Here is an 18,480-nt window from a genome sequence, read left to right on the forward strand (position 1 = left end):
CGATGGTGTATTTTATCTTGAAACGGATGGTTCAATCCGTATTTGTGATGCTGGCCGTCGCCTTTTTGGCCTTTTCCTTATTCCGGTTTGTGGGGGACCCAATCACCCAGATGACGGGGGTGGAGACCTCTGTCGCGGATCAGGAACGGCTGCGGGACGAGCTGGGATTGAACGATCCATTCGTCTATCAGTTTGTGCGCTTTACGGGCGATATGTTGAAAGGTGATTTTGGATATTCTTACCGCACGCGCCAGCCGGTAGCGGATATGATTGCCAGCCGTATTCCGGCAACGTTGGAACTGGGCGTTGTGGCTTTGATTATCTCGCTCCTCGTGGGCGTGCCTGCGGGGATTTATACGGCGCTGAAACCACGTGGTATGCTGACCCAGTCCATTTTGATGACCACCCTTGTGGGTGTGTCGATCCCCACGTTTGTAATAGGGATCATGTTGATCTTTACTTTTGGTGTGCAATTGGGCTGGCTGCCGACCTTCGGGCGCGGCGGGACGGTTCAAATTGGCGGCTGGGAAAGCTCACTGTTCACCATTGATGGGTGGCGGGCGTTGTTATTGCCCGCAATCACGCTTGGCGTTTATCAACTGACCCTGACCATGCGGCTTGTCCGCGCTGAAATGATGGAGGTTATGCGATCCGACTATATCCGCTTCGCCATGGCCCGCGGCGTCCCCATGCGGCGCTTGCATTACAAACATGCACTCGCCAATACGATGGTGCCAGTGATCACGATCATTGGGCTGCAATTTGGCGGTGTCATCGCCTTTTCCATCGTCACTGAAAGCGTGTTTCAATGGCCCGGATTGGGCTTGTTATTCCTTGAATCGATACGCTTTGTCGATATCCCCGTGATGGGCGTTTACCTTGTGTTGATCGCCTTTTTCTTTGTGCTGGTGAACCTTGTTGTTGATTTGCTCTACGTCGCTATCGACCCACGCCTGAGGATAAGTGACGTGTCATGATCGCCTTTCTGAAAAAACACGAAGGCCTCTGGCTGTTCGTGCATTCCCCCGCGGCCATTGTCGCAGCCACGGTCGCGACGCTGATCGTTTTGGGTGCGGTTTTTGCGCCGTGGATCGCGCTTGTGAATCCCTATGATCTGTCGTCATTCAGCCTGTTTGACGGGCTGCTGCCGCCCGTGTGGGAGGACGGGGCGAACGCCAAATACCTGTTGGGAACAGACGATCAGGGCCGCGATATGATCTCGTCGATTTTGTATGGCGCGCGACTGTCGCTGATCATCGGTTTGTCGGCGCTGACCATTGCTGCCGTTCTTGGCGTAGGGCTTGGCCTTGCCGCTGGATACTATGGTGGCCGGTTTGATGCTGTCGTTATGCGCATCGCCGATGTGCAGCTCGCATTGCCCGCGATCCTGACCGCCTTGCTCATTGATGGCATTGCACGGGGCATTTTGCCCGCAGCCATTCAACAGGACCTACGGGTCGCCGTGCTGACCTTGGCCATTGCATTGTCGCTTTGGGTGAACTTTGCCCGTACCGCTCGTGCGTCTACTTTCGTGCAAATGAACAAGGAGTACGTGCAGGCTGCGATCATGATGGGGCAACGCCCGATACGAGTGATGTTTGTACATATCTTGCCCAATATCCTCGGGCCGCTTTTGGTGATCCTGACAGTTGATCTCGCCTCTGCCATTTTACTTGAAGCAACATTGTCTTTCCTTGGTATCGGCTTGCCCGCCGACAGCCCCAGCCTTGGCACGCTTATCCGAATTGGCATGCAATTCCTTCTGTCTGGCGAATGGTGGATTTTGTGGATCCCCACATTGTTCCTTGTGGCGCTGGTGGTGTCGATCAACATCCTTGGCGATTTCTTGCGCGACATCTTTAACCCGAGGCTGCGTTAGATGCTGACGATCAAAGATCTTTCCGTTAAATTCCCGTCCCGCTTTGGCGATTTCACCGCGATAGAAGACGTGGATATGACCATCAAGCCCGGTGAAATTCACGGGTTGGTGGGGGAAAGCGGCGCGGGGAAGTCAACCGTCGGCGCAGCAGTCATTGGTCTGTTGCAAACACCGGGTTATGTGGCCCATGGCACCCTAACACTGGGCGATACGGACCTGCGCAATCTAACGCCTGACCAAGCCCATAAGGTGCGCGGAGACCGGATTTCGATGATCTTTCAGGATCCACAAACCAGCCTGAATCCATTGATGACCGTCGAAGATCAGCTCATCGAGACCATTCAGGCCCATTCTGATGTCGACGAACGCGCGGCCCGTAAACGCGCCGTTGATCTGCTTGAAGAGATCGGCATCAAGAACGCGGCGCAGCGGATCAAAGCCTATCCGCACCAGTTCTCTGGTGGTATGCGCCAACGGGTTGTGATTGCGCTGGCCATCAGCACCGATCCTGAATTGATCATCGCGGATGAACCAACAACGGCACTTGACGTAGCGGTGCAATCGCAGGTCCTCGACCTGATCCAACGGCTGGCAAAAGAACGCCAGATCGCATTCATGCTCATCACGCACGACATTGGTGTGATTGCGCAAGTGGCCGACCGTGTGACTGTGATGCGTAAAGGGCGCGTGATGGAGACGGGCGTCACAGCACAGGTGCTGGGCACGCCTGAACACCCCTATACACAAGCGCTCATGGATGCAGTGCCACCGCTGGACCGCAAGCTAGACCGTTTCCGCGTTCCAGATGTTGCCGACGCGACCCCGACCTTTGGCGACATCGCCGAAAATTGGCTGCTTGAGGGTCAACAACACGAGCGAACAGGACTGTCACTGCAGAACCTGACCGTGCGATTTGCGGGGCCACGTACATCGCTGTTTCGCAAGCCGCCGCCCTATGTGGCGCTGGATGACGTCACACTTAATATCGAGCCGGGCTCGATTATGGGGCTGGTGGGGGAAAGTGGGTCCGGTAAATCCACGCTGGCCAAGGCGATCACTGGTTTGGTGACGCCCAACAGTGGGACAATGAGGTTGGGTGACGCTGAGTTGCCTTATGGTAAATCCCGCAGCCGTCATCACCCAGCTCGCCAATTGGTTCAGATGGTCTTCCAAGATCCGTATTCCAGCCTGAATTCCCGCCATCGTATCGGGGATATTTTGGCGGAACCTTTGTGGTTCTATGGCTTTGTGAATGACAAGAAAGAGCGCGAAAAACTGGCGGCCTCCATGCTGTCGCTGGTGGGCATGCAACCTGACGCGATCACGAAATATCCGCACCAGTTTTCGGGCGGCCAGCGCCAACGTATCGCTGTCGCTCGTGCTTTGTTGGCGCGCCCTCGGTTTTTAATTTGTGATGAGCCAACATCGGCGTTGGATGTCTCTATACAAGCAGAAATCTTGAACCTATTGAAAGACCTGCAAAGCAAGTTTGGTCTGACGATCCTCTTTATCAGCCATAACCTCGCCGTTGTGCGCCAAATGGCCGACGACACCGCCGTCCTTCGCAACGGCAAGATCGAAGAAGTCGGCGAAACACACGCGCTTTATACGGCACCACGGGCGGATTACACGAAGTCGTTGCTGGACCTCACGCCCGTAATGCCCACGTCCTGGCAGACCTAAGCCTATGATGAAGCTGTACGGATTCGACACCATTAATACCCTAAAGGTTTTGATGTTCTTGCAGGAAACGAATGAAGAATTTGAGTTCATTCCAGTCAATATTCGCGCAGGCGAGCAGCACAAGCCCGAATTTCTAGCGATAAATCCTGCTGGAAAGGTGCCTGTGCTCCATGATGGAGACGAGTATCAAACCGAGTCTAATGCAATCCTGCTCAGCTTGGCCAAGAAAACCGGTTGGGGACTGGTGGACGACCCGAGTATGCACAAGCAACTGGTCGCTTGGCTCTTCTATCAAGCATCTACCCAAGGGCCGCATTTTGGACAGATCGAATACTGGTCCGGGTTTGCAAAAACTCCCAACCCAGAGGCTTTGGCTCACCATCACGCGATCGCAAATCGCGCAATTGCATATTTGGATGGTCAATTGGCTTGCAAACAATACATGTGCGGTGAGATCTACAGCATAGCGGATATCGCGCTTTTCCCATGGTTGCATGTTCATGAAAACCTTGGTTTATCGATGGAAACGGCTAAAAATCTTGCCAGTTGGCTTGACCGGATTCGGAGCAGGCCTGCCACAATGAAGGCCCTCGCGTTCTTTGGTCCCAATTCGATTTTTTAGATGCGATCAGTGTTTGGTGGGTTCATCAACCGACCGATCAGGAATTTCGAACCCGCATCCGTAAAGCTTCTAACGGTATTTGCGAGCCTAACTATGGTTGGCTTTCCAGCCCTTGTTGTCGGCAGAGCAATCTGCAGAACCTGACAAAACGGGTACAAATTTCAGAGTGCTAGCGATGAACAGTGATCTGCCATCTCTGTGATTTCATCCATTGCAGAGTATCGACGTTCGCAAAACCGCAAAAGGGTAACATCTGCTTCCGCCGCAATTGGGACTGTCTCTTTATCTCCAGAATACACATATACTTGACTGTTCTGCTTGAAGGGCTTGAAAGGCGTCATCCAAGAGGTCCAAAAATAGATCAGAACTCGAGAAAGGTCGCTGACGATTTTGCAGTGATTTTCATCTTTCCGGCTTCCAGCAGTTGGGCGGTGCTTCGTCTCCTGCCCTTGCGGCGCATGGATTGAGTTTTCCGTTACAATTCAAAACTGAGTCGAACGGGAGTTCATAGGAAGCGGATATCGCGTGATTTCGTTGGGACTACCCGCATTCATCGCGTCGCCCGTCGCCGCATTGCGGCCATTCGTGCAGAGCGCAGCGGCAATGACCGATCGCGGGACTTCGCTGCCGCTCCACCTGACTGCGGAAACGGCAGCCTTTTCGTTTTTCGTAGGAGTTACGCCAGCATCCCTCTGATCGGACAGTTGTGTTCAGGGTTTCGTATGAACTCCAAGCCGCCGACCAGTGTTTCCAGTTGTGGCCGAACGAATGGGCCGTTTGAGATGTCAGTCACTTGCAAAGCACCGTCTCCATTGATGACAGACAGCCCCGGCTCAGCAGACGGTCTTGGGCTTTCGGCGTCTGAGCGTGGTTCAGAAAATATAGAGCCCCATAGCCTTCATTTGATCAATCGACAGATCATAGCCAATCACCAGATCGACACCCAACTTTTCAATATGTGGTTCTGCACGATCCAGACTGTCGGCAGAGCGGCCACAACATCCATGGCAATGGCATTCAGGCGCGGATCAAGCGGGTCCAATTCCTGAAGATAACGGCTGCAATAGGGACAGTGTTTACCTCGGTAGACGACAACCATTTGCCAGTCATGGACGCCTAACGACTTCCCGAGGGTGAATTCTCCACCACCCAAACGGGCGATTTTCGAAACGGGGAAGGTCTTCTCTGCGGCGAGTTTGAATGCGGTCATTGATATTATTATGGAAATGGTGCCCCCACACGGACTCGAACCGCGGACCTACTGATTACAAATCCACTCTTAATCTTCCAATTTCAAATGCTTGCAAATCGGAAGCTGTCAAACCGGCATTCGTAGATCAATATCTTAGCCGCAATTTGTCAAACCTCTCATTGGGTGATGCAGCACTTTACTATGCTTCGTTGGGCTGGCCTGTATTCCCGTGCATTCCGAACGAAAAACGGCCCCTAACCACTAATGGTTTCAAAGCAGCCACGACTGATCCAGCTACCATTAATAGTTGGTGGGAAAAGTCACCAAATGCGAATATCGGGCTTGCCTTGGATGCAGCGGGACTGGTCGCCTTTGATCCTGATCTTTATAAACCCGATTGTGAATGGGAAACCTTCATTCGTGATCGTCAACTTCCCGAAACACTAACCCAATCGACGGCAAGCGGTGGAAAACACTTCATCTTCTCTGCGGATGAAGGGGTCAAATACCCCGGCCAGCTTTGCAAGCATGTGGATATCAAGCATGCCGGGTACATCATTCTTGCGCCGTCGATCTTCAATGATAGACCTTATGCTTGGGAGAATAATCGCGCGCCCGCAACAGCACCCCAATGGTTTGAACAACAAAGTCCTCCTGCAACACCGCAATCAACAGAAAAGCCACCTACATCGGAAATCGCCGAACTGCTTCAGCACGTAAGCCCAGACCTTCCATATGATGAATGGTCGAAAATACTTATGGCCGTCCATGACGGCACGGGCGGTTCGGACGATGGGTTTACGCTGGTCGATCAGTGGTCATCCGCTGGTACGAAATACAAAGGCGCATCTGACATTCAAAGTCATTGGAATTCGTTCCAGAACGGCGGCGTTACGATCAGAACACTTGCCGATGCCGCACGTGCTAGTGGGGCTGATTTGGCGGCGATCAGCAATCGTCACAAATACGATCCAGCCAAGATTTTCGCCAACCATCCGTTGCCCAGCACCCCTGTTCCACTTCCAGCGCCACCATCGGTAGCACTCAACATATTCTCTGCGGACGCTTTCGAAGGTCAAGAAATCAAGCCGCGACAGTGGTTGGTTCACAATCTTATTCCACTAAACGACATCACGATATTTTCCGGTGATGGTGGAACAGGTAAATCGTTAGTGACACTTCAACTCGCGGCAAGTGTCGCCAGAACTGGTTTCTGGCTGAACCAAATCACGTTCGGAAACTCGGCACTCTATATCACCGCCGAAGATACGACAGACGAAGTTCATCGTCGATTGGAAGATATTCGCAGGGCGTCGAGTGCGTCATTTGCCGATTATCGGAACCTTCACCTTCTTTCGTTGGCTGGTGAAGACGCCATTCTTGCGGCGGCAGTTCATAGCGGTGGTCCTCTGGTCGCCACACCAGCGTTTAAAGCACTTGAAGACGCCATTCTTCGCCTGCGACCATCTTTGTTGGTTCTGGATAATTCTTCAGACCTTTATGGCGGTGACGACAACGATAAACATCAGCCACGACAGTTCATTCAGATGCTTCGTGGGCTATGTTTCCGTCACTCTGTTACGATTGTTTTGCTACGTCACCCTTCCAAGTCCGGGATGTTCACAGGCGATGGAACATCAGGCAACACGTCATGGCGGAACAGCGTTCGAGGCTATCTCTATCTTGAGCGTGTCACCGATGAAAACGGCAACGAATTTGACGCTGATGAACGGTTGATCACAACCAAAAAATCAAACTACGGTCCATCATCTGATAAAATTACAGTCAGATATAACGACGGTGTTTTCGTTCCGAAAAACCCGTTGGCTGAACGCATTAATGGCGATGAAGACGATGCGTTATTTATGAAAATTCTGACACAGTTTCAGAATGAAGGCCGGTTCGTTTCATCATACGAAAATCCGAAAAACTACGCCCCAACGTTGTTCGCTCGCCATCCATTAAATCAAGGCGTGCCCAAGCAACGATTTGAGCAAGCCATGCAACGTTGTTTGATGGCTGAAAAGCTTCATCACGTTGAAACGGGGCCACCAAGTAAGCGTCGCAACCACCTTGTGACAAGCGAGGTGGGGGCATGAACTACGGCGACTTCCAAGCCCTTCCAAGGGTCAGCGAAACCCCTTGTTTTTATAACATTCCAAGGGTCTTCCAAGGGGTGCTTCCAAGGGTAGCCAAGGGTGACGTAAACCCCTTGTTTTTGTGGTCTTCCAAGGGTCTTCCAAGGGTGTTCCTTCCAAGCCTATACCCTAAAGGGTATATTACCGCCGCCCTTGGAGCGGCTGGCGGTAATTTAAGAACGACCAGTGGGAACGAACCATTGGCTGTTCGTTCAATTAACAGATTTAAGAAATTCATCGCGTTTCCCCAGCAGTTGGCGCGATGGGTGGCGAAGGGTATTTTTGTTTCGGCGACAGAAAGCCTTTCGTTCATTGGGAGGATTGGTCGGATTTCCACGGTTGCCGATCAACCCTCGATGAACCATCCGTCACTGACATCCTTTCGCATTGCAGTTAGTGGCGGATGGTCCCAATGCCCCCCAAATGATCGGGGGGGTGTCTGCGTGGTTGGGGGTTATCCTTTCACACACAGAAACAGCTTGCTGAATGCCTTGAAGACCCTGTTGGCGGTCTGTGTCGATAAATTCCGCTCTTCGCATTCCTTGATGGCCCCGACGGGCTGCGTCGTGGCTTCAAATTTGTTTCCAGCATTGATTGGAAGCAAATCATGAATACCGCATCCAAAATTATCAAATTCGCGGAATCGCTGACGGTCCCAACTGGTCGTCGTGCCGGTGAAAAAATTAAACTGGCAGGTTTTCAAAAACGATTCATCAAAGGGGCGTTTGCTAATTCCATTTCAGTGGGTGCTTTGTCCATCGGTCGCGGTAACGGTAAATCAGCATTAAGCGCGATTATCGCGTTGGCTGAAATTCTCGGCGTTCTTAGCGATCAGCCGGAACGTGAAGTTCTGATTGCTGCACGTACGCAAGAACAAGCTAAAATCGCTTGGGGGTATGTCACGAATTTCGTAAATTCACTGCCTGAAGCCGTTCAAGCAAAAATAACGATCCGTCGACAACCACGTTTTGAAATCCAATTTAACGATGAAAACGGTCGTCATCTTATTCGTGCTATCGCTGCTGATGGTAAATCAAGCCTTGGTTCATCGCCCACATTAGCAATTCTGGATGAACGCGGTCACTGGCCGCACGAAAAAGGCGACGAACTTGAAGCCGCTATCTTAACAGGATTGGCGAAACGAGATGGTCGGGCGTTGATCATCTCGACATCCGCGCCTGACGATCTTCACCCATTTTCGATGTGGATGGATCGTGACGCACCGCACACCTACCGACAAGAACACCGTCCCGCGCCTGATTTACCGGCTGATGACGTCGCATCGCTGAAAATTGCAAATCCCGGTTCAATTCATGGAATTGGCCCGTCGATCAAGCGACTGAAGGAAGACGCCCAACTCGCGATTTCACGCGGTGGTGCGCCGTTGGCGAATTTCCGTCTGTTCTCCCGCAACGAACGTGTTTCGATTGATAACCGAAGTGTATTGCTAACGCGCGATGAATGGTTGGCTTGTGAAGTTGAAGACCTGCCTGCACGTGATGGTCCAGTTGTGGTCGGGATTGACCTTGGCGGTTCGGCGTCCATGAGCGCAGCGGCCTATTTCTGGCCCGAAACCGGGCGACTTGAAGCGCATGGCTGTTTTCCGTCGCAACCATCTTTGGTCAATCGCGGTCAGTCAGATTCCGTTGGTAATCTTTACAGCCAAATGAATGAACGTGGCGAGTTGACCACCATCGGCGACAAAACGGTTCCCATTAAACGGTGGCTGGAACTGGTTTGCCGTAACGTTGAAAACGAGCAGATCGCCAGCGTCACGGCTGACCGGTTCAAACAAAGCGAAATTGCAGAAGCATTGGACGCCATAGGAAACCGTTCGCCGGTGATCTGGCGGGGGATGGGTTGGCGTGATGGTAGTGAAGACGTTGAACGTTTTCGCCGCGCTGTGTTTGACCGAAAGGTGAGCGCGCCACAGTCTTTTCTGTTGCGGTCAGCTTTCGGTGAAGCGGTTGTTCTGATCGACCCCGCTGGAAATTCAAAAATCGTAAAAGGTCGTTCGTTTGGTCGGATTGACGCTGCGTGTGCAACCGTTCTTGCGGTCGCTGAAGGTGCACGTTGGTTGGCGCGTCCCGTTGCTAAACCGGGAAGGATGCTGTGGGCATGAATCGTAAACGATCAGAATATGCCAGCCACAGCGCGAAGGTCACACGCGGTCCACGTTGGAAAGCGTTACGGATGCAAGCGTTGGAACGCGATGAATGGGCGTGCGTGAAATGTGGACGCCAAGACCGCTTGGAATGTGACCACATCAAGCCGGTCAGAACGCATCCTGAACTCTCTTATTCTCTGGACAATTTGCAGATGCTTTGTGGCACCTGTCATGCCCGGAAAACTCGAATTGAGGTGGGTCACAAACCCCTCAGTAAGCCGCGTCAAGAATGGCGTGATTTCGTGCGCGACATGCGCATTTCACAAGCAACAAAAGGAAACTCAAATGCTTGATTCAGTGAAAATCCAGCGTCGCCAAAGCGAAATTCGTCAGGAACTCGCAGCGCTGGTCGGCAAAGACACCCCTTCCGATGAAGAAACACGGTCAATGGAAGCCTTGGACGCCGAATATCGGTCCAATGAAACCCGTTATCGTGCGTCGCTTATTGCGGAAGACGAAGAACGCCGTGACGCGGGTGCTGAACTTGAAACCCGTTCTGATACAGAATGGGCTGACATGATGGGTCAGTTCGAATTGCGTCAGGTCGCCTTGGCGTTGGATGAAGGCCGCGCTTTGGAAGGCCAAACTGCCGAAATCGTTGCCGAATTGCGGAGCGCAGGCGGTTATCGCGGCGTTCCCGTTCCATGGGAAGCTCTAGAGACACGTGCCGGTGAAACGGTAGCTGGTGGCACTCCAAACCCAATGCGGACAGCGCCGATCATTGATCGTCTGTTCGCCGGTTCGGTCGCGGCCCAAATGGGCGCTTCGATGATTAACATCGGTGTTGGCGATATGGAGTATCCACTTACAACAAGTGCTGTCACCGCTGGCTGGGCCGATGGTGAAACTTCTGATGTGGCCGGCCCAGCAGCATATACGACACTGGACCGTCCTTTGAAGCCTGATCACAATCTGGGTATTCAAATGCGGTTAACCCGCAAAGCGCTGAAACAGACCGGCACCGCGCTGGAACAAGCCGTGCGACGCGACATGAACGGCGCAATTGGCGAAGCGATGGACAAAGCCGTGTTCCAAGGGTCCGGTGCCGCTGGTCAACCAACAGGTGTTCTAGCTGGTGCAGCAACTTGGGGTATTACGGAAACCGCTGTTGACGCCGCTGCTTCATATGCCGCGTTCCGTTCTGCGCTCGTGCGTTTCATGACCGCAAACGCTGCAAGTGGTGGGTCCGATATCAACCTTTTGCTTCGCCCTGAAATCTTTGACGGGATGGATGACGACCTGATTTCAGGCACCGCCATTTCTGAATGGGATCGGCTGGTTGCGAAGGTTGGCAACGTGGTTTTGTCCAGCAATGCACTGGCCGCACCAAGCGGTGATCCATTGGAAAGCGTTGGTATCATGACGACGAAAGCTGGTGGCGTGAACCCGATATTCGTTGGCACATGGGGTGCGGTCGATCTGATCCGTGATCCATATTCTGATGCGCAGTCGGGTGGTCTTCGTTTGACCGCGCTGGCGACGATGGACGTGTCGGTTTCAAGGTCAGTCCAGACTGAAATCCTGACAGGTCTGCAATAATGCTTGTCGGTTTTTCAAACGGTGGGTTGGAAATGCGAATGGAGGGCGGGGAAACTCGCCTTTCAGGCCGTTTTCCTTACAACAAACGCGCCGTGCTTTCTGATGGTGGCCGTACTGGTCGTCCCAGAAAAGAGTCAATCGCGTCACGGGCATTTGCTTATCGCGTTGATAAGCCCGACGAAGATATTCATCTGTTATCGGGGCATGACTACGGCAAACCATTGGCAAGCCGTGGTGCTGGCACATTGGACCTACGTGACACAGATGATGCGCTAATATTTGAAGCGCGGATATCGGAAGAAATGCGTGAAGTCAGCTATGTGCGCGATGCACTGAGTGCGCTTTCGGCGGGTTTGATTGCGGGAATTTCACCGGGCTTCAGGCTTCCACCAAAACGACGCGTCGAAAAACCAGAGACGATCACTGACGAAGGGATGGACCCCAAAAACGGGGCTTTCAACGCAATCATACGCACCGTCAATATCGCACTTCTCTACGAATTGTCGTTGGTGACACGCCCTGCATATGACGAAACGCAAATTGAAATGCGGTCATGGGAAACCAATGGGAAACAACCGGTGGCGAATTTTACGCCCCATAGCCGTTGGAGATAAACACATGGCTACCGCACTACAACAAATCGAAGCTGAACCGCTTCTGTATCCGGCTTTACCGCAGGGGTTATCACAACCCGCATTGGCGGCTGTGGTCAGCAATCAGCAGGTTGGTGCAATTTGGAAAAGAATTGAAGACCATGTTGCGCACCGCTGGACTGAGCGCCGAGTGACGTGGATTGTTGAGGGATGCGGCGATTGGTTGCCGCCACTTGCCCCTATTGTCGAAATCCTCACCGTTGAAAAGTGGCTGGATGCGACATGGGTCGCGGCTACGGTTACGCCGTCCCCACTGGGTGGGCTATCTCTTCCAACGGACGGCCATTATCGCGTCGTCGCGACTGTCGGTGGTGGCCTAGCACCAGTAAGCGTCACTGAAGCGTTTCGGCGTATGGCAGAATACTTGGGTGGCATTCGTGGTTCGGCGTCCGAAAGATCGTTCCGACGATCTGTCGGCGACGTTTCCAACACTTTTCATCACGAAACCGACTTTATGGGCATGGCCCTTCTAAAGTCCGGCGCGGCTGATTTGTTGCGCAATTACAGGAGCGTCCTTTGATGTGGCCATTCAAACAAAAACAACAGAAAGAAGAAACACGGGGGACCGGTTCAGGTTTTACGTCTGATGTCATTGCTGCACGTGAATCCTATATTTCTGGCAACCGTGGAGTGGCGGAACTGACCGCCACGGTTCAAAGTTGCATTTCGCTTTGGGAGGGCGGCTTATCTATCGCTGATGTGGACGGCACGGATTTACTAGATGTCCGGTCGTTAGGGATTGCCGCTCGTTCACTGGCGGTTCGTGGCGAGGCGTTATTTCTGATCCGCGACGAAGGTTTGATACCGTGCAGCGATTGGGATTTATCAACCACCAACGCCAAGCCGAAAGCTTATCGGGTGTCGATTTCCGAAGCTGGAGGTGGCCGTACGGAAACAGCCTTGGCCGGTGAAGTTCTCCATTTTCGCATCGGTAGTGATCCAACCGCACCGTATTTCGGGCAAGCCCCATTGCGCCGCGCTTCACTGACGGCAAACTTGCTGGAAATCATCGAAGGTGCTTTGCGCGAAGTTTACGAATTTGCCCCGCTTGGCTCACAGGTTCTTCCGCTTCCAGAATCTAAGGAAACGACAATGGAGGCCCTTGCACGTTCATTCCGTGGTCAACGTGGGCGAGTGTTGATGCGTGAATCTGTGAATGTCATGGCGGCTGGTGGTCCTGCACCGGCAACCGATTACAAACCTCAGAACCTTACACCCGATCTTCAAGCATCCATGACCACGCAAAACCTATCTGCGGCACGTGAATCGATTTTTGGTGTTTTCGGTGTTCTACCGGGATTATCGAACCCAACCACGACAGGCCCCCTTGTGAGGGAAGCCCAACGCCATTTGGCGCAGTGGATGCTTCAACCAATCGGTCAGTTCATGGCTGAAGAGGCTACTGATAAACTTGGATCGCCCGTTAAGATTGACGTGATGCGGCCATTGCAGGCGTATGACGCTGGTGGAAGAGCGCGTGCGTTGACGGCTGTGATTCAGGCGCTGGCCCTAGCGAAAGAGACGGGCGTTGATCCTGAACAAGCGTTGAAGCTGGTGGATTGGGCCGACTAACTTGATGTTATCTTGCCGATGGCCTCTTCCCAAGTATCCGAATAGGGGGAATTTCCCGCCAGACTGATTGAGCATAGCTTAACTAGTTCAAAGAATTGCCAATCACTAAGTTTTGGGTGAGAATCAGTTTCTTCGAACCACAACGCACGTGCCATGTCGTAGGCTACTCTTGCAGTGTTCGAGGCTTTTTCTGTCTTTTTTGTCATATTTGGCGTTCCTTTTTATCTTCGCCAACAATTACCCATTACCCTTATCAACGCAAGCAGGGCATCACTAGGTTGCGTCATCTTAAATGTATCCATTTAACTGTTGACCGGATTTAGTTGAATGGATACATTTATAAAAACTGAGGATAGTACTATGACTGATATTGACGCGATTTTTAAATGGGCCGACGCTAATCGCGACGACCCCAAATTTAAAGGGAGTGAGGGCGCAACCCTAATTGGCGTCCATGGTGAAACACTTCGCACCAGAATCCGCACTGGTAAAGCTAGGGCAGTGGTTCAACCGGCTGGTGAAACGCGTAGCAACCTTAGCTATTCACTTTCGATGATGGTTCACAATTTGCTCTTTCACCATCTTGCTAAGTTCTCCGAAGAATTAAACTTCGACGACCTTTCCCGTGACTATCTGGATGAAGTGCTGGTGAAAGGGAAAAAAGATATTTGGTTGGAATTGAAATGCCTCAACGGTGAATGGACTCCAATGTCACTTTCTGAACGTGGGCAACCTGATCTGTCTCACAGTCATGAACCAATTTTTCTGATGCCTATCGGCGTCATGATTTCAAAATTGGTTCTAAATCTTCACGCCAAAGCTGGTAACGCATAAATGTCATCCGCAAATCTCAATATCATCGCTGTTCAACGACGGATGCTCTCGCAGTCTGAAGCTGCGATGTATTGTGGATTGCCCGCTAAGAAATTTACGGTGATTTGCAGTGTTTCACCGACTGAAATCGGCGGAAAGAGACTATTCGACAAAAAACGTTTGGATCGTTGGTTGGATGAACTCGCATCCGGCGAACACGATTCCGATGAAACTGTTCTAGGGAAGCTCTGATTATGGCCATATTTCGTGTCAAAGGGTTCCAAATCTTTAAAGATCGTCACGGCAAACAGCGTTGCTATCACCGAGCAACTCGAACTGCGATTGATCTGAGCAAGAATCCTATCGGTAGTGCTGGTTTTCTTGCGGAATGCGCAAGGATCGACGCTGTTGCAAAAGCTGGCATTGCAGCAAACCCTGGAACGCTTGGTTTGTTAATCACTCGCTATCGCAAGCACACAGCTTTCACTGACTTAGCGCCGCGCACACGGGCTGATTATCAGAAGGTGTTTGACTACCTTCAGCCGATTTCCAGTGAAAAACTCACGCGTTTCAAATCGCCGTTCATTGTTAAGCTGCGCGACAAAGCATTTGATAAGCATGGTCGTTGGTTCGCCAACTACACCGTTACTGTTCTTCGTCTACTTTTCACTTGGGGGAAAGAACGCGGTTTTGTCGAGAATAATCCAGCGATGGGGATTCGAGCGATCAAACGTGCGAAAGGACTGGCTGACGCTAATCGGCCTTGGACGGATGACGAACGAAATGTTGTTCTGGATACGGTGCCACCGCACATGAAACTTCCAATAGCTCTAATGATGTTCACTGGTCTTGATCCACAAGACGCGGTGAAACTGAAGAAATCAGCGATCAAAGATGGGCTGATTGATACAGCGCGCGGTAAGACGAAGGTGGCAGTTTGGATGCCTCTTCCAGAACCTTTGCTGAAAATCCTTGATGCCTCACCTGATCACGACGCAATCACTATCTGCGCGAACTCTTATGGTCGCCCTTGGACGATTTCAGGATTTCGAGCATCGTGGCGAACGGTGAAATTGCAGCTTGAGAAAAATGGCTCGGTGAACACCGGACTGACCCTGAAAGGTCTGCGCCACACTGTTGCAACGATCCTAGCTGAAATGGGTAAAACGCCAGATGAAATCAAAAACGTTCTTGGGCAAAAGACCGATACCATGGCCCGCCACTATTCCAAGCACGCTAATCGAACTGAACTCAATTCACGTACTGTTGCAGATTTTTCTGACGAATTGGACAGACGGCGAACAAATTCTGTCAAACCTAAATAAAATTCTGTCAAACCGCTGAAGAAAATCAACCCATGAAAACCGAATTATCATATAACAACAATGGGTTAAAATGGTGCCCCCACACGGACTCGAACCGCGGACCTACTGATTACAAATCAGTTGCTCTACCAGCTGAGCTATAGGGGCACTGGAGGGGCGTTTAAGCGGTTCTGCGTCGGGGTTCAAGTAAAAATTCATCGACGACTTGCACGTGCCATCAAAGCCACTGCACAGAGGCCAACAGCGATGACCATGAGGGCTGGGGGGGCGGCTTGACCAAGCTGCTCCAACGACGCTTGCTCGTAAACGCGTGTGGCGAGAGTGCCGTAGTTAAACGGACGCAAAAGTAGCGTTGCAGGCAACTCTTTCACGCTGTCTACGAACACCAAGAGCAGCGCAGTACCAACCGAGCCTCGTATCAATGGAACGTAAATTTCAGACAGCGCACCTTGTGCAGTGCGCCCGAGTGAACGTGCGGCCATCGGAAGGTTAGGAGAGACCCGCTCAATCGCAGCATCGGCTGCCCCTTGGGCGATCGCGAAGAACCTGACGCAATAAGCATAGACCACTGCAAAAGCGGTGCCGGTCATAATCAAACCGGGGTCCCAACCTGTCACGGCCAAAATTCCATCCGCCAGCGCGTTGTCGGTCGCCGCCATGGGGATCAGAATTCCAATCCCAAGAACCGCGCCAGGCGCAGCATAGCCGATGGTTGTGAGAGGCATCAGTTTACGCGGCAGGGCAAAGGGAGACATGCGAACCCCGTAGACCAAAAACAAAGCTCCCAGAACGGTCACAACGGCTGCTATGCCGCCAACCGTAAGTGTGTGTATCAAAGCCAGTAATAGTCCATTGGAGAACCAGTACTCCGGTTTTGCCAGCGCGTGCGAAAGAAGCACAGTGACCGGCAGAACAAACCCGATGAGAAAGGGAATTGCACATGCGACCAACGCGGCCAATCCGGGCCAAAAACTCAGATTGCGCGGCTCAACAGGGCGGCTTTGCCGGGACATGCGATAGAACCGGCTGCGCGAGCGGCTGACCTTTTCGAGCGCGGCCAGAACAAAAACAAAGACGAGAATGACGAGCGCGATCTGCGCGGCGCCTCCCGCGTTGTGGCTCTCAAGCCAAACGGTAAAGATGCCGGTGGTCAGCGTTTGAACAGCAAAGTAATCCACAACGCCGAAATCTGACACTGTCTCCATCATCACGATGGCGACGCCGGCGGCAATGGCGGGCCGGGCGAGGGGCATACCGACGCGCCAGAACCGGGCAAAGGGGCCAGCGCCAAGGGCGCGCGCAACCTCGTAGGCGTCGCCGGACTGCTCCCGGAAGGCGGCACGTGCCAGCAAGAAAACATAGGGGTTTAGCGCTGCCGTAAGGACGATGATGGCGGCCCAGCGTGACCTGATTTGCGGGAACCAGTAGTCTGCCGCGTTGCCCCACCCGAAAAGTGCCCTAAGCCCGGTCTGCACAGGCCCGGCATATTCCAGAAAATCGACCAAGGCGTAGGCCCCGACATAGGCCGGGATGGCCAAAGGCGTTAGCAAAAGCCATTCCAGCCACCGAGCACCTGGAAAGCGATACATGGTAATCAGCCAAGCCGAACCTGTACCGACTGCCGCCGAGAGCGCCCCAACGGAAAAGCACAGTAGCAGTGTATTCTGCACATAGCGCGGCAAGGTCGTATTCATCAGATGCGGCCAGGCGTTTTCGGTTGGTGTCATGGCGATCCAGACAATCGACATGATGGGAAGCAACACCAGAGATGCGATGAAAAGCGCCCCCACCGACCAGAAGTCTGGCAGGCGATTCACGCGTGGAGGGTTCGCAATCTGAGTCTTTTGGTCGGTCATCAGGCGTCGTTTAACCTGAAACTGGTTTAACTGTCCAGAAATCCCCAATATGTTTAACTGGTTGAGGTGATAGAAAAAGGCGCGCACTGTATGGAAATCTCAGTTCACATCGGCGCTCATTGCACGGACGATGATCAACTGGTTAAATCGTTGCTTAAAAACAGCGACGCGTTGGCCAAGAAAGGCGTGGTGGTCCCTGGACCAGGACGCTACCGGGGGCTGTTGGCCGAAGCATTGGTGAAACTGCAGGGCGCGCGTGCTGATGACGATACGCAAGATATGCTGCTGGATGCACTTGTAGATCAAAGCAATGCCAAGCGCTTAATCTTGGGCCATAAGAACTTTCTTGGCGCGCCCCGCAGATCACTTGAACATAACCAACTTTATCACTTGGCCCAGCGTAACACTGCTTGGATCCGCAACCTTTTTGCCAATCATGACGTCAGCTATTTTATTGGCATCCGAAACCCGGCGACATTTGTATCCGCCATTGTAAGTGGTATGTCGGCGGCGGACCGCGCTCAGGCACTGAATGGAATTGACCCACGTATCCTTTGTTGGTCTGACACCATTCACGCAATCCGCGACGCCAACCCGAACACACCGATTACAGTTTGGTGCAATGAGGATACGCCTTTGATTTGGCAGCGAGTCATGCAGGAAACGGCTGGTGTGGCGGGCGACATGCCGTTGGATGGTGCCTTTGACATCTTAGTGCCTATCATGGAGCCGGAAGGTGTGGAGCGAATGCTGGAGTATCTCGACAAGACCGAGATTCCCAGCGAAGCTCAACGCAACCGCGTGATATCGGCTTTTTTGGAGAAATACGCGATTGAGGCCCAGATCGAAGAGGAGATCGACCTGCCGGGTTGGACCGAGCAGTTGGTAGAGGAGTTGACCGAGGCATACGACCACGACCTGTATGAGATTGAGAGCATCCGGGGTGTAAGACTGCTCAGCGCATAATGTATTAGATCGGTAGATCGTGCGTGAGCACACCGTACTAGCCGGCGCAGCACAAGCCGAATGTTTCGTTTGGCT

The 18,480-nt window shown here is 52.5% G+C and carries 18 protein-coding genes and 1 tRNA gene; 15 read left to right on the forward strand and 4 right to left on the reverse strand.

The window, feature by feature from the left end:
- The first annotated feature begins 2 nt into the window (after nt 1-2).
- The 4 genes from V6N04_RS13330 to V6N04_RS13345 are packed head-to-tail and all read left to right on the forward strand — an operon-like array spanning nt 3 to nt 4,184.
- Nucleotides 3-977, forward strand: a complete 975-nt coding sequence (locus V6N04_RS13330) for an ABC transporter permease (RefSeq protein WP_371170681.1) — start codon at nt 3-5, stop codon at nt 975-977.
- Nucleotides 974-1,879, forward strand: a complete 906-nt coding sequence (locus V6N04_RS13335) for an ABC transporter permease (protein ID WP_371170682.1) — start codon at nt 974-976, stop codon at nt 1,877-1,879. The genes V6N04_RS13330 and V6N04_RS13335 overlap by 4 nt, the downstream gene beginning before the upstream one ends.
- Nucleotides 1,880-3,562: a dipeptide ABC transporter ATP-binding protein gene (locus V6N04_RS13340; protein ID WP_371170683.1), complete on the forward strand. Its 1,683-nt coding sequence runs from the start codon at nt 1,880-1,882 to the stop codon at nt 3,560-3,562. It begins immediately after the preceding gene.
- Nucleotides 3,563-3,566: 4 nt separating this feature from the next.
- Entirely contained in the window at nt 3,567-4,184 is a 618-nt protein-coding gene (locus V6N04_RS13345) for a glutathione S-transferase family protein (protein WP_371170684.1), read from the forward strand.
- A gap of 928 nt (nt 4,185-5,112) precedes the next feature.
- Here the strand turns inward: V6N04_RS13345 and V6N04_RS13350 are convergent.
- The gene (locus V6N04_RS13350; RefSeq protein ID WP_371170685.1) at nt 5,113-5,394 is read right to left on the reverse strand and encodes a thioredoxin domain-containing protein; all 282 of its coding nucleotides are present in this window, start codon (nt 5,392-5,394) and stop codon (nt 5,113-5,115) included.
- Between V6N04_RS13350 and V6N04_RS13355 the strand changes: the two genes are divergently transcribed.
- The 8 genes from V6N04_RS13355 to V6N04_RS13390 all read left to right on the forward strand — a co-directional run bounded on the left by V6N04_RS13355 (nt 5,385) and on the right by V6N04_RS13390 (nt 13,445).
- Nucleotides 5,385-7,475 carry an AAA family ATPase gene (locus V6N04_RS13355; protein ID WP_371170686.1) on the forward strand — a complete coding sequence of 697 codons (2,091 nt, stop codon included), beginning with the start codon at nt 5,385-5,387 and terminating at the stop codon, nt 7,473-7,475. The two genes, V6N04_RS13350 and V6N04_RS13355, sit on opposite strands and share 10 nt — an antisense overlap.
- Nucleotides 7,472-8,125 carry a hypothetical protein gene (locus tag V6N04_RS13360; protein ID WP_371170687.1) on the forward strand — a complete coding sequence of 218 codons (654 nt, stop codon included), beginning with the start codon at nt 7,472-7,474 and terminating at the stop codon, nt 8,123-8,125. Before V6N04_RS13355 ends, V6N04_RS13360 begins: the two co-directional genes overlap by 4 nt.
- The gene (locus V6N04_RS13365) at nt 8,122-9,636 is read left to right on the forward strand and encodes a terminase large subunit domain-containing protein (RefSeq protein ID WP_371170688.1); all 1,515 of its coding nucleotides are present in this window, start codon (nt 8,122-8,124) and stop codon (nt 9,634-9,636) included. The genes V6N04_RS13360 and V6N04_RS13365 overlap by 4 nt, the downstream gene beginning before the upstream one ends.
- Before the next feature lie 71 nt (nt 9,637-9,707).
- Complete coding sequence (locus V6N04_RS13370; protein ID WP_371170812.1) at nt 9,708-9,974, forward strand: HNH endonuclease; 267 nt, start codon at nt 9,708-9,710, stop codon at nt 9,972-9,974.
- A complete protein-coding gene (locus V6N04_RS13375; protein ID WP_371170689.1) occupies nt 9,967-11,220 on the forward strand; it encodes a phage major capsid protein in 1,254 nt (417 codons plus the stop codon). Before V6N04_RS13370 ends, V6N04_RS13375 begins: the two co-directional genes overlap by 8 nt.
- Nucleotides 11,220-11,834, forward strand: a complete 615-nt coding sequence (locus V6N04_RS13380; RefSeq protein WP_371170690.1) for an HK97 family phage prohead protease — start codon at nt 11,220-11,222, stop codon at nt 11,832-11,834. The genes V6N04_RS13375 and V6N04_RS13380 overlap by 1 nt, the downstream gene beginning before the upstream one ends.
- A 4-nt stretch (nt 11,835-11,838) precedes the next feature.
- Entirely contained in the window at nt 11,839-12,393 is a 555-nt protein-coding gene (locus V6N04_RS13385; protein WP_371170691.1) for a hypothetical protein, read from the forward strand.
- Complete coding sequence (locus tag V6N04_RS13390; RefSeq protein ID WP_371170692.1) at nt 12,393-13,445, forward strand: hypothetical protein; 1,053 nt, start codon at nt 12,393-12,395, stop codon at nt 13,443-13,445. The genes V6N04_RS13385 and V6N04_RS13390 overlap by 1 nt, the downstream gene beginning before the upstream one ends.
- Here V6N04_RS13390 and V6N04_RS13395 read toward each other — a convergent pair.
- Entirely contained in the window at nt 13,442-13,651 is a 210-nt protein-coding gene (locus V6N04_RS13395; RefSeq protein WP_371170693.1) for a hypothetical protein, read from the reverse strand. The genes V6N04_RS13390 and V6N04_RS13395 overlap by 4 nt on opposite strands.
- A gap of 154 nt (nt 13,652-13,805) precedes the next feature.
- Here V6N04_RS13395 and V6N04_RS13400 point away from each other — a divergent pair, with 154 nt between their 5' ends.
- Nucleotides 13,806-14,279 (forward strand): hypothetical protein, encoded by a 474-nt coding sequence (locus V6N04_RS13400; RefSeq protein ID WP_371170694.1) that lies wholly within the window; start codon nt 13,806-13,808, stop codon nt 14,277-14,279.
- A 233-nt stretch (nt 14,280-14,512) separates the two neighbouring features.
- Nucleotides 14,513-15,583: a tyrosine-type recombinase/integrase gene (locus V6N04_RS13405; protein ID WP_371170695.1), complete on the forward strand. Its 1,071-nt coding sequence runs from the start codon at nt 14,513-14,515 to the stop codon at nt 15,581-15,583.
- Nucleotides 15,584-15,654: 71 nt separating this feature from the next.
- Here V6N04_RS13405 and V6N04_RS13410 read toward each other — a convergent pair.
- Together V6N04_RS13410 and V6N04_RS13415 are read right to left on the reverse strand one after the other, a co-directional pair.
- Nucleotides 15,655-15,730: transfer RNA gene (locus V6N04_RS13410), tRNA-Thr, on the reverse strand.
- A 47-nt stretch (nt 15,731-15,777) separates the two neighbouring features.
- A complete protein-coding gene (locus V6N04_RS13415) occupies nt 15,778-17,439 on the reverse strand; it encodes an ABC transporter permease (RefSeq protein WP_371170696.1) in 1,662 nt (553 codons plus the stop codon).
- A gap of 90 nt (nt 17,440-17,529) precedes the next feature.
- Between V6N04_RS13415 and V6N04_RS13420 the strand changes: the two genes are divergently transcribed.
- Entirely contained in the window at nt 17,530-18,405 is an 876-nt protein-coding gene (locus tag V6N04_RS13420) for a hypothetical protein (protein WP_371170697.1), read from the forward strand.
- The last annotated feature ends 75 nt before the right edge of the window (nt 18,406-18,480 follow it).

Source organism: Aliiroseovarius conchicola, assembly GCF_041403445.1.
Lineage (GTDB): Bacteria > Pseudomonadota > Alphaproteobacteria > Rhodobacterales > Rhodobacteraceae > Aliiroseovarius > Aliiroseovarius conchicola.